Below are 9,987 nucleotides of genomic sequence, written 5' to 3' on the forward strand. Positions count from 1 at the left end.
ATCTCGCCGTAAACCGGCAGCAGGCGGTCGAGTAAGTCGAGCTTGTCGAAGCCTTCACCTTCAACCTGCCCCAACCACAGGTAGGTCAAGGGGCCGATGATCTGCGGACGAATGGCGTGGCCCCGCGCACGGGCTTCATCGACCTCGTCAAATAATGGCGCCCAGTTGAGGTTGAAGCGCTGGTCCTGAACGAAGGTCGGTACCGAATTTACACCCACGCCGTCACACAGGGTTTCAAGGATTTGCCTGAAGCCGCTGGCCACGCCGATGTGAGGAAAATCCGAGTTGTTGACCAGGGTCATGCTGACTGCTCCATTCAAAAGATGGCGCCATTGTCGACACTTCCACCTACATGAGACAAACTCATTAAATTCGTGTTGAACACAAAATTTACTCATGGAGCGCCTCGGTGCTGGAAATTCGCCACCTCAAAACCCTGCATGCATTACGCGAAGCAGACAGCCTCGTTGACGCCGCCGACCGTTTGCATCTGACGCAATCGGCGCTGTCGCATCAGTTCAAGGAGCTGGAAGAGCGCATGGGCATGCCGCTGTTTGTGCGCAAGACTAAACCGGTGCGGTTTACCAGCGCAGGCTTGCGCCTGTTGCAACTGGCCGATTCGGTACTTCCGCAGCTGCGTCACGCAGAACGGGATATCTCGCGGCTCGCCGGGGGTGTCGCCGGACGTTTGCACATGGCCATTGAATGCCACAGCTGCTTTCAGTGGCTGATGCCGACGATCGATCAGTTCCGAGACGCGTGGCCGGAGGTGGAGCTTGACCTGGCGTCGGGCTTTGCTTTCGCGCCCCTGCCCGCGCTGGCCCGCGGCGATCTCGATCTGGTGGTGACCTCTGATCCGCTGGAACTGGCAGGCATTACCTATGTGCCGCTGTTCACTTACGAAGCGATGCTGGCCGTCGCGAACCAGCACCCTCTGGCGAGCAAGCCCTATGTGGTGCCGGAGGACCTGATCACGGAAACCCTGATCACTTACCCCGTCGAACGCGACCGCCTGGACATCTTCACGCGCTTTCTCGAGCCAGCGGACATTGAGCCCGCGCAGGTCCGCACTTCCGAGCTGACCGTGATGATGATGCAACTCGTTGCCAGCGGCCGTGGCGTGTGTGGGATGCCGCACTGGGCGCTGCATGAATACAGCTCACGCGGCTATGTGAAGGCCAAGCGGCTGGGGGAGAAGGGATTATTCGCCACGCTTTACGCGGCGATTCGCGCAGACATGCTGGACGCGCCCTACATGCGAGACTTTTTGCTGACAGCAAAAGACACGTCGTTTTCGACACTGGACGGCGTGAGTGCGGTTCGTTAAGGACTGGCTTGCGGAGGGAATCCGCAGGCGCCCTCACCCTCGTAATCAAGCGCCGTTTTGCAGGCGTCTGTACAGCGGGAGGATCGAATCCCGGGTCAACGGTGCGAGGTGCAACGGATCGATGCTTGCGCCATCGACCCAAATGGCCTCTTCGATCTCGGCCGCCGGATTGACGGCGTCTTCATCCTGAACGCCCTCCACGTGAACGCCATACAGCTGGCAATTCACTTCGAAGCCCGGCTCATTCGCTGCGACAGCCGAAAACTCGCCGAGGAATCGCGCTTGTTCAGGCGCGATGACCAATCCCAGCTCTTCGTTCAACTCCCGGACCAGCGCATCGACCGCCGACTCACCCGCGTCGATCTTGCCGCCTGGCTGCATGAAAGCCTCGGTCCCGCGCTTGCGCACCAGCAATGTCTTGCCATCGGCGCGCGTCAACAGCGCGGCGGCGATACGGAGGGTCTTCACAGCACCACCTCGGTCTTGAGTGCGCGGGTCTCTTCGGCGCGCTCCAATGCCAGGGCAATCAGGCGGTCGATCAGCTCGGGGTAGCTCAAGCCGCTGGCTTGCCAGAGTTTCGGGTACATGCTGATAGAGGTGAAGCCTGGGAGGGTGTTGACCTCGTTGATGATGATTTCCCGTGCTTCTGTGACAAAGAAATCCACCCGCGCCAAACCGGCGCAGCCCAGCACGAGGTAGGCCTGCAACGCCACTTCGCGCACGGCCTCACCCATTTCTTCGGGCAGCTGCGCGGGGATGGCGATACGTGCCTGACCGTCGTTCAGGTACTTGGTGTCGTAGGCGTAAAACTCGTCATTGGCGACCACCTCCCCGCACACGCTGACTTGGGGCTGATGGTTGCCGAGCACGGCGCACTCTACTTCACGGCCGACGATGCCCTGTTCGATCAGCACCTTGTTGTCGTAGTCGAAGGCCAGCTTCAGCGCAGCGGCGTAGCCGGCCTCGTCGGAGACCTTGCTCACACCGACCGACGATCCCTGACACGCCGGTTTGACGAAAAGTGGCAGGCCCAGCTGGGCGGAGACGCTGACGAAATCCACCGTCTCACCCCGGTGAAGGACCACGAACGGCGCCACGGAAATGCCCGCATCGCGCAGCAGCCGTTTGGTCACGTCTTTGTCCATGCACGCCGCTGAGCTCAGTACATCCGGGCCCACGAACGGGATATCCAGCAGACGCAACATGCCCTGCAAGCAGCCATCCTCACCGAAACTGCCGTGGATCAGCGGAAACACCACATCAATGCGCGGCACTTCCAGCCCGGTCTGCACTTCTATGAACTGGGGCCCGCTGGCGCCCGGCATCAGCGAAAGCAGACGCCCGGAATCACTGAGCCTGATGTGCGCCGGGTCGGTGGGGTTCTGCAGATAATCGTGCTCGTCGAAGCGCAGCCAATGGCCTTGCTTGTCGACCCCGATGAGGGTGATGGAAAAATTGTTGCGATCAATCGCGTTGATCACGTTGCGCGCCGATTGCAACGACACTTCATGCTCGGAGGATTGCCCACCGAAAACGATGGCGACTGACTTTTTCAAAGGGAAGGCTCCTGAATTTCAGGTCGCAGAGCTAAAAGCAATTTGGTTCGATAGTCCAGTGCCAAGGTTGCTTGCGAGACAGAATGCAGGAAAAAACGGCAAAAAAATCCCGCGCCCGGGTGATCGACTGGCGATGCCCGAAGCGCGGGAGTACCGCTGTCATTCCTCTTTCTTGGCGCCGGAGCCAAAGGTTGCGAAGCGCTTGTTGAAGCCGGCGATACGGCCCTCGGTGGTGGTTTTGCGCTGTTGGCCTGTGTACATCGGATGCGACGCGCTGGACACGTCGAGCGCGACGTAGGGGTAGGTGTTGCCGTCGGTGTGAGTGTGCGTGCGGTCGGTGTCAACCGTGGAGCCAATCAGGAAAAACACATCGGCAGCGGTGTCATGAAACAGCACTTGGCGGTAGTCGGGATGGATGTCGGCTTTCATCGTCTTTCTCCAAGAATGTAAGCAATCATGTAATACGTTATACAGTATCAATTTGCTAAAGTTCAATCGGAAACGATTTTGTAACGGTTACAACTTTCGCCTTTTCCATCGCCTCCCCTGCCGCTAACGTTCGCGCCTCTGACGCCCCCACCCCGTCCTCAACGGGAACGGAATGAACAACACCACCAAGGAGGTAGCGATGCACTTGATCGACCGATACGAAATGACCGTCCCCGGCCACATGAAGCTGATCGACGCCCGCAGCGCGTTGAACCATCTGCAGCGTCTGGTGCAGGCAACCGAGGGCAAGCCTCAACCCGAGGAACTCCAGCGTCTGCTCGCGACACTCGTGGAGGCCCTGCACGAAGCCGCCGATGACGTGGTGCCTGTGAACGATCACGATGTCTTTATGCGCCAGGCGTGCGAATGGAATTACATCGCGCTGTCCCCTAAAGAGCGCGACGTGCTTCACGAGATCCGCTGCTGCAGCGACGAAGGCAAAGAAGATATCTATCGCACGATCAGCGAAACCCTGGACCGCAAGCCGATGCCCGAGCCGCAGTGATTCAAGGCTCCGTTCAGTATTGGCGCGCAAAAAAAAGAGGCGCCTGTGAACTGCGCCCCTCCCCGGTGACTCGTCCTTCGCTTACACCGCTTCTTGAAAATCCATTTCCGGCGGCTGCCGACGGAACCCGCCTGTCAGCAACGCCAGGTAGATGCAGCCGACGGCCAGCCAGCCCACGCCAAGCATGATTGCCAGCTTGTCCAGGCTGATCATAAGCCACAGGTCGGCGATCAGGCCGATCAATGGGCAGACAAGAAATAGCAGAAGCTCGCGGAGCCCGCGCTTGGTGCCGGCAATCCAGTAATGAAAGATCACAGACAGGTTGACCAGACTGAACGCCAAAAACGCACCGAAGTTGATAAACGAGGTCGACGTGGTCACGTCCAGTTTCAGGGCAAGCAACGCCACCACCGCGCACAGCAGAATGCTGTTGACCGGAGTGCCAAATCGTTCGCTCAGGTGGGCAAAGAACGACTTGGGCAGTACCCCGTCACGGCCCATCGCAAAGAGCAGGCGCGAACCACTGGCCTGGGCGGAAAGACCTGAAGCGAACTGCCCGACGATCAGACCTATGAGGAAGACCGTCACAAACACGTCGCCACCAATATTGCGAGCGATTTCGTAAGCGGCCGAGTCAACGTTTTCGAACTGGGCCGAAGGATGCGCGAGCTGCACGAAATAGGACACACCGACGAAAATCAGCCCGCCGATCAGCGTAATCAACATGATTGCCTTGGGGATGGTGCTGCGCGGATCCCGGGTTTCTTCGGTCAGTGTGCTGACGGCGTCGAAGCCCAGGAAAGAGTAACAGGCAATCGCCGCCCCGCTCATGATCAGCGGCATTTGCATGTCACCGTTCAGGAACGGCGACAAGGTCCACAACGGTTTGCCGGCATCGCCGCCGATGTAATGAATACACAGCACTACGAAGGCTGCGAGGACCAGAAACTGCACGACCATCAACAACGCGTTGATGGTATTGGCCAGCTTCAAGCCGACGATATTGATCAGGCTGGTAACGACGATGAACGTTAGCACCCAGACCGGCTGCGGCACCGAGGGAAACGCCGAACCCAGATACGCCGCACCGATCAGCCAGATGGCCATCGGTAGAAACAGGTAATCAAGCAGCACCGCCCAACCGGCAATAAACCCCAGCTTGGGGCTGATGGCTTTGCGTACATAACTGTAGGCAGAACCGGCCACCGGGAACGCTGCTGCCATCCGGCCATAACTCATGGCCGTGAAAAACATGGCAACCAGCGCGACCAGGTAGGACGCGGGGACCATGCCGTCGGTGCTCTGCGCGAGGATGCCAAACGTCCCGAGCACAATAATGGGGGTCATGTAGGCAATGCCGAACAGCACCACCGACCCTAATGAAAGGGTGCGTTGCAAACGAGCCATGAGCGACTACTCCGAAATTTATAAGTTTTATGGCAGAGAAAAGTGCGGCAGAACAAAAGCGTATTTTTAATTGGAGGGGGGTGGAATCCACTCCCGCGGTCAACGCAGCAGTGAGGTTTCGTTCTTCTTGTGGGTGTCTTGGGACAGCGCTTCTTGAACAGGCTTCAAGGAATGATCAATTCGCGCAGGCCGCTGGCATGTTCAACCACGTCGCCCGGCAGACGCAGGCGCTGATCGTCCAGGTAGCGGTAATCGCGGCGCGCCGCCTGAAGTTGCTGAAGGTCGAGTTCGACGCTGAATTGCGTGTCTTCCCGACCAGCCTCGTGCAACAGCACGCCGAACGGATCAACCAAGGCGCTGCCACCCGCGAACACCAGCCCGCCCTCGCCTTCGCCCACGCGATTGACCATGAGCGCGAACGCCTGATTTTCCTGAGCGCGGGCCATGATGGCGGTGCGGTGAGTGGGGCCGTACGGGTCCATGTTGCCGTTGGTGACAATGATCAGCTCAGCGCCAAGCTGGGCGAGCGCACGGGCCGACTCCGGGAACTCGATGTCGTAGCAGATCAACAGGCCGACCCGCAGCCCGTTCAACTCACAGGTGGCATAGCGATCGCCTGCGCTGAACACCCCGCGATCGGACGCCCACAGATGAGTTTTGCGATAACGCAGAGCGATGCCCTCGGGCGTAATCAGCAGAGTGGTGTTGTAGAAGGCGCCGTTGTCATTTTCAGCCATGCCGATCACCACCGAGATGCCACGCGCCCGCGCCGCCTCATGAATGGCTCTGACGCTGGGACCGTCAAGCGCCTCCGAAACGTGGGCGACCGTGTCACTGGAGGGAAAGCCCATCAAATGAGTTTCCGGAAACACAATCAGCGCGGTGTCATCAGCACATGCCGCGATGGCATTGAGCGCGCGCTTGAGATTGTGGACGGTGTCGTTGTCCTGGCCCGTCAACTGGGCGAGTTCCACCTTCATGGGTTCTCCTTATAAGGTCTGGCCGGTCGGCGACAAAATGCTGGCCGGATCATTGGCTCTGCGGGCAGTATGCGCATCAGCAAGTGTTACGGGGAATTACGCAGCTGTAGTAACCCAATAGGGGTAGAGGATGACGATTGCACTTCAGGACATGGCCTGGCATCGCTCGGTTGCGCAGCTGATCGAAGCGCTTGACCGCCCCAATTTTTGGGCGCAACTGGTGCGGTTGCTTGATCAGTACGTCAGTTTTGATAGCTGGGTCGCGCTGCAATTCAGCTCCGGGCAGCGTCCGCACGTGTTCGCTGAGAGCCCGGCCGAAGACGGCAGTCCCGACCAGCTGTTTCAGGATTACCTCAAGGGCCTGTACTTGCTCGACCCCTTCTACGTCGCCAGCCGAGAGCGCTCGCAAAGCGGCTTGTTTCGGCTGGCCGAAGTGGCGCCCGAGCACTTCGAACTGACGGAGTATTACCAGCGCTACTTTCGGCTGAACGTTGTCGCCGATGAAATCCAGTTCAACTGCCAGATCGACCAAGATCGCACGTTGTGCCTGTCGTTAGGATCAACCCGGCGATTCAGCGCCGAACAGATCGCCCTGCTGTCGATGATCCAGCCGTGGGTCATCGCGCTGTTACGCCAACGTCTGCCTTTCGAAACTGAAGCAGCAGCAACCGACCAAGAGCCACTGGACACGTCGTTGCCGATGAGCAACTGGCGCAAGCAGCTGGAAGCGTCAGCTCAGCATAGCCGCGGCGCGCAACTGACCGCGCGTGAGCTGGACGTGGGGCGGTTGATGCTCAGTGGCTGTTCAAGCAAGGAAATCGCACGCAAGCTCGCCATTTCCGCGGAAACGGTGCGCGTCCATAAGAAGCACATGTACAGCAAGCTCGGCATCAAATCGCAATCCGAGTTGTTTTCGATTTTCCTGCAAGCGCAAAGCGCTTGAATCACCGGACCGTCTTGCCCGATCAAAAGCGCGGCACAGCGCTTCTTCCATCAACCATGTAAAGCCCAGGATTCCTTATGAGCGTGTCTCTTCTCAGTCGCTACGCCGTCTTCGTCGGCTGCGTATTGTTTACGTTGTCGAGCCTCCCGTTTCTGTCCCACGAGTGGCTTTGGCCTTTCACACTGACGACCGCCGTGCTCAGCCTGATCGGGCTGTTCGACCTGATCCAGGTGCCGCATTCCGTGCGCCGCAACTATCCGATCCTGGGCAACATTCGCTACGCGGTGGAAAAGATTCGTCCGGAAATCCGCCAGTATCTGCTGGAGTCCGACAGCGACGCCCTCCCCTTTTCCCGTGCCCAGCGCTCGCTGGTGTATGCGCGCGCGAAGAACGAATCGGCAGACAAACCGTTCGGCACGCTCATCGACGTTTACCAGACCGGCTTCGAATTCATCAGCCACTCCATGCGCCCCGCGCCGCTGGCTGACCCGAACCTGTTCCGCGTCGCAGTGGGTGGTCCTCAGTGCACACAGCCATATTCAGCATCGATCTTCAACATCTCCGCGATGAGCTTTGGCTCCCTCAGCGCCAACGCGATCCGAGCGCTGAACAAGGGCGCGAAGCTGGGCAATTTTATCCATGACACCGGTGAGGGCAGCATCAGCCCGTATCACAGAGAACACGGTGGCGACCTGACCTGGGAACTGGGCAGCGGTTATTTCGGTTGCCGCACTGCCGATGGCCGTTTCGATCCTCAGCGTTTTGCGACCCAAGCGCAGAATCCGCAAGTGCGCATGATCGAGATAAAGATGAGCCAGGGCGCCAAACCTGGCCACGGCGGCATTCTCCCGAAACACAAAGTCACCCAGGAAATCGCCGACACTCGCGGCATCCCGATGGGCGAGGACTGCGTCTCGCCCTCCCGTCACAGCGCGTTCTCGACGCCGACCGAAATGATGCAATTCATCGCGCAGTTGCGTGAGCTGTCGGGCGGCAAGCCAGTGGGTTTCAAGTTTTGCCTTGGTCACCCGTGGGAGTTCATGGGCATCGCCAAGGCTATGCTGGAAACCGGTATCCTCCCGGATTTCATCGTGATCGACGGCACCGAAGGCGGAACTGGCGCGGCACCCGTGGAGTTCACCGATCACATGGGCGTCCCCATGCGCGAAGGCTTGCTGTTTGTCCATAACACGCTGGTGGGCTTGAACCTGCGCGAGAAGATCAAGTTGGGCGCCAGCGGAAAGATCGTCAGCGCATTCGACATCGCCAGCGTCCTGGCAATCGGTGCCGATTGGGCCAACTCGGCGCGCGGCTTCATGTTCGCCATCGGCTGTATCCAGTCGCAGAGCTGCCATACCAACAAATGCCCGACCGGCGTCGCCACGCAGGACCCGCTGCGCCAGCGCGCGTTGGTGGTAGAAGATAAAGCCCAGCGGGTGTTCAATTTCCACCGAACCACGCTTCACGCGCTCGCCGAAATGCTCGCTGCTGCCGGCCTCGACGCGCCCTCCCAGCTCGCAGCCAAACACCTGGTGCGACGCACTGCTGTGACTGAGGTCAAGTTGTTTTCGGAATCCCATGTTTTCCTTAAACCCGGGCAGTTGCTCAATGGCGTGGTCGACAAAAGCTTCTATTCGCGTATGTGGCGCATGGCGCGCGCGGACAGCTTTGAGCCGAACGAGATTGACTGATCGGTTGCGCCGGGATTATCCACTCTCTTGAAGAGTGCGCCTCAACGGAACTGAGCCGGTGAGCAGCAAAGTCAGTTTCGCTGCCTCATCGGCCTTGTCCGCATCAACCTGCCTGCCGCCGGTACAGGCGGATAAAAATTCCAGGCAATACAGGAATGCCGGTGAGACATCCTGCAACATCCCCCCTTTTGCTTTTACCCCGCAAACCCGCCACCCTGCGCGCCGCCGATCAGACCCTGCTGTCCGTAAGGAACCATGGCCGTCGATGGCCGCTCTTCTTCAAACACCATTGCAAGGCCCACCGTCATGACGAACGGACGCGACCATCGCATCGACTTTTTTCGGGGTCTGGCGCTGATTTTCATTTTCTGGGATCACGTGCCGGCCAACCCTTTGGCGCATTTGACGCTGCGCAATTTTGGTTTCAGCGACGCCGCTGAGGTGTTCGTGTTTCTCGCCGGCTATGCCGCAGTCCTCGCTTATGGCCGGGTGGCGCAGCGTGACGGCTATGTCGTGGCTTGCGTGCGTATCCTGCGGCGCACATGGGTGCTGTACGTCGCGCACATCTTCTTGCTGACGCTGCTGATGGGCATCGTTTTCGTCGCTAACAATCACGTCGAAACCCGCGACATGGTGCGGGAAATGGGCCTGGAGTATTTCGTCGGCAACCCGCAGCAGGCGCTGGCCGACGAACTGTTGCTGCGCTTCAAACCCAACCTCACCGACCCGCTGCCGCTGTACATCCTGCTGATGGGCGCGCTGCCGCTGATTTTGCCGATCCTGCTGCGCAATGCTGCGCTGGCGATCGGCCTATCGATCGCCCTGTACATGATGGTGCCGTTGCTCGGCTGGAACCTGCGCGCCTACGAAGGCGGCGGTTACTGGTATTTCAATCCGCTCGCCTGGCAGCTGATCTTCGTGCTCGGCGGCGCTTTCGCCTTGCGCACGCAACGCGAGCCTGGCTCATCGCTCCCCGCTCGCCCGCTCTGGCAGCAGCCGATGTTTCTCATAGCGGCGGCTTACCTGCTGGTGACCGGAATCATCACCGTGCTGTGGAAGTTTCCTGTGGTGCATGACGCGCTTCTGCCT

10 protein-coding genes and 1 pseudogene are annotated in these 9,987 nt (G+C 59.3%); 5 read left to right on the forward strand and 6 right to left on the reverse strand.

Annotated elements, in window-relative coordinates:
* Positions 1–203, reverse strand: a pseudogene (locus tag VF672_RS07470) (hypothetical protein); the annotation flags it as partial.
* Positions 204–409: 206 nt separating this feature from the next.
* Here VF672_RS07470 and metR point away from each other — a divergent pair.
* Entirely contained in the window at positions 410–1,327 is a 918-nt protein-coding gene (gene metR, locus VF672_RS07475) for a transcriptional regulator MetR (RefSeq protein WP_331103201.1), read from the forward strand.
* Positions 1,328–1,372: 45 nt separating this feature from the next.
* On the opposite strand, the gene VF672_RS07480 is transcribed toward metR, so the two are convergent.
* The 3 genes from VF672_RS07480 to VF672_RS07490 all read right to left on the reverse strand — a co-directional run bounded on the left by VF672_RS07480 (position 1,373) and on the right by VF672_RS07490 (position 3,312).
* Positions 1,373–1,795: an NUDIX domain-containing protein gene (locus VF672_RS07480; RefSeq protein WP_331103203.1), complete on the reverse strand. Its 423-nt coding sequence runs from the start codon at positions 1,793–1,795 to the stop codon at positions 1,373–1,375.
* The gene (ddlA, locus tag VF672_RS07485) at positions 1,792–2,883 is read right to left on the reverse strand and encodes a D-alanine--D-alanine ligase (RefSeq protein ID WP_331103205.1); all 1,092 of its coding nucleotides are present in this window, start codon (positions 2,881–2,883) and stop codon (positions 1,792–1,794) included. The genes VF672_RS07480 and ddlA overlap by 4 nt, the downstream gene beginning before the upstream one ends.
* Positions 2,884–3,042: 159 nt before the next feature.
* Positions 3,043–3,312: a type B 50S ribosomal protein L31 gene (locus tag VF672_RS07490; RefSeq protein WP_331103207.1), complete on the reverse strand. Its 270-nt coding sequence runs from the start codon at positions 3,310–3,312 to the stop codon at positions 3,043–3,045.
* Between the two features lie 172 nt (positions 3,313–3,484).
* Here VF672_RS07490 and VF672_RS07495 point away from each other — a divergent pair, with 172 nt between their 5' ends.
* On the forward strand, positions 3,485–3,877 hold the full coding sequence (locus tag VF672_RS07495) for a hypothetical protein (protein WP_331103209.1): 393 nt from the start codon (positions 3,485–3,487) through the stop codon (positions 3,875–3,877).
* 81 nt (positions 3,878–3,958) lie between these two features.
* Here the strand turns inward: VF672_RS07495 and VF672_RS07500 are convergent, their stop codons facing one another.
* Together VF672_RS07500 and VF672_RS07505 are read right to left on the reverse strand one after the other, a co-directional pair.
* Entirely contained in the window at positions 3,959–5,284 is a 1,326-nt protein-coding gene (locus VF672_RS07500) for an APC family permease (protein ID WP_331103211.1), read from the reverse strand.
* 164 nt (positions 5,285–5,448) lie between these two features.
* Positions 5,449–6,264, reverse strand: coding sequence for a carbon-nitrogen hydrolase family protein (locus tag VF672_RS07505; protein WP_331103213.1), 816 nt, complete (start codon positions 6,262–6,264; stop codon positions 5,449–5,451).
* A gap of 130 nt (positions 6,265–6,394) precedes the next feature.
* On the opposite strand from VF672_RS07505, the gene VF672_RS07510 reads away from it, so the two are divergent.
* The 3 genes from VF672_RS07510 to VF672_RS07520 all read left to right on the forward strand — a co-directional run.
* Positions 6,395–7,207: a helix-turn-helix transcriptional regulator gene (locus VF672_RS07510; protein WP_331103215.1), complete on the forward strand. Its 813-nt coding sequence runs from the start codon at positions 6,395–6,397 to the stop codon at positions 7,205–7,207.
* A 77-nt stretch (positions 7,208–7,284) separates the two neighbouring features.
* On the forward strand, positions 7,285–8,898 hold the full coding sequence (locus VF672_RS07515; protein WP_331103217.1) for an FMN-binding glutamate synthase family protein: 1,614 nt from the start codon (positions 7,285–7,287) through the stop codon (positions 8,896–8,898).
* Positions 8,899–9,204: 306 nt separating this feature from the next.
* Positions 9,205–9,987: OpgC domain-containing protein (locus tag VF672_RS07520; protein ID WP_331103219.1), on the forward strand; the 783-nt coding region annotated here is incomplete at its 3' end.

Origin of the sequence: Pseudomonas sp. (genome assembly GCF_036387035.1) — a bacterium.
In the GTDB taxonomy this organism is placed as follows: domain Bacteria; phylum Pseudomonadota; class Gammaproteobacteria; order Pseudomonadales; family Pseudomonadaceae; genus Aquipseudomonas.

Coding starts and splice junctions, on each gene's coding strand:
- VF672_RS07490 (WP_331103207.1), bottom strand. CDS start 3,312: ATGAAAGCCGACATCCATCCCGACTACCGCCAAGTGCTGTTTCATGAC.
- VF672_RS07510 (WP_331103215.1), top strand. CDS start 6,395: ATGACGATTGCACTTCAGGACATGGCCTGGCATCGCTCGGTTGCGCAG.
- VF672_RS07500 (WP_331103211.1), bottom strand. CDS start 5,284: ATGGCTCGTTTGCAACGCACCCTTTCATTAGGGTCGGTGGTGCTGTTC.
- VF672_RS07505 (WP_331103213.1), bottom strand. CDS start 6,264: ATGAAGGTGGAACTCGCCCAGTTGACGGGCCAGGACAACGACACCGTC.
- VF672_RS07495 (WP_331103209.1), top strand. CDS start 3,485: ATGAACAACACCACCAAGGAGGTAGCGATGCACTTGATCGACCGATAC.
- VF672_RS07515 (WP_331103217.1), top strand. CDS start 7,285: ATGAGCGTGTCTCTTCTCAGTCGCTACGCCGTCTTCGTCGGCTGCGTA.